Source organism: Mycolicibacter sinensis (genome assembly GCF_001667945.1).
In the GTDB taxonomy this organism is placed as follows: domain Bacteria; phylum Actinomycetota; class Actinomycetes; order Mycobacteriales; family Mycobacteriaceae; genus Mycobacterium; species Mycobacterium sinense_B.
The window spans coordinates 1-786 of sequence record NZ_LZJK01000101.1 but is presented as its reverse complement, the minus strand read 5'-3'; the positions used below and the strand labels follow the sequence as shown (position 1 = coordinate 786).

The following is a 786-nucleotide window of genomic DNA, read 5'->3' as shown; positions in this document are numbered from 1 at the left end:
AGCGTTCAACATGACTCGTTGATCGCAACGCGTGAACCACGCCAGATCCGAAGTCCACCACTCCCCGGGACGCTATCCCCCAGCCGACGCGCGGTACCGTCATAAGGTGTCCACTACACGGCGTCGGAGACCGGCACTGATCGTGCTGGTGATCCTCGCCGCCTGCGCGTGCCTGGCGCTGGGGTGGTGGCAGTGGACCCGATTCCAGGAGGTCAACGGCACCTTCCAGAACCTCGGTTACGCGCTGCAGTGGCCGTTGTTCGCCTGGTTCTGCGTCTACGCCTACCGCAAATTCGTCCGCTACGAAGAAGCACCGCCCGAGCCACACCGAGCCGACACGGTGACCGAGATACCGGCCGGACTGCTGCCCGAGCGGCCAGCGCACCTTGACCGCCAGGTTGAAGGTGGCCAGCAGGTAGGCGAAGTACACCCAGCCGTGCACCACACCGATCCACGTCGGCGGGTTATCCACCTTGACCACGTAGCGCACCACGATCTCGTAGCACAGGGCGATCAGCCAGACACCCGTTGCCCAGGCCATGACCCGGTAGGGCAGCAGCGCGCTGCGGATCTTCTCGGCGGGAGCGGCTTGGGCGGGGGTATCGGTCATGCGGTGTTCCTGTTCTTTCGTTCGTTCTCGGTGAGCTCGGCCAGGTAGGCGTTGTATTCCCGGAGTGCGGCGTCGTCGGTGGGTGCGGCGGCGGGCGCGGGCCGCTCGGGCAGCAGTCCGGCCGGTATCTCGGTCACCGTGTCGGCTCGGTGTGGCTCGGGCGGTGCTTCTTCGTA

Annotated in this window: 3 pseudogenes; 1 reads left to right on the top strand and 2 read right to left on the bottom strand. The window is 66.0% G+C overall.

Features of this window, described 5'->3' with window-relative positions:
- Nucleotides 1-106: 106 nt before the first annotated feature.
- Nucleotides 107-379: pseudogene (locus A5694_RS22630) on the top strand (hypothetical protein); the annotation flags it as partial.
- On the opposite strand, the pseudogene A5694_RS13935 reads toward A5694_RS22630, so the two are convergent.
- Nucleotides 356-610 (bottom strand): annotated as a pseudogene (locus tag A5694_RS13935) (DUF3817 domain-containing protein); the annotation flags it as partial. The pseudogenes A5694_RS22630 and A5694_RS13935 sit on opposite strands and share 24 nt — an antisense overlap.
- A pseudogene (locus tag A5694_RS13930) lies at nt 607-786 on the bottom strand (hypothetical protein); the annotation flags it as partial. The pseudogenes A5694_RS13935 and A5694_RS13930, both read right to left, overlap by 4 nt.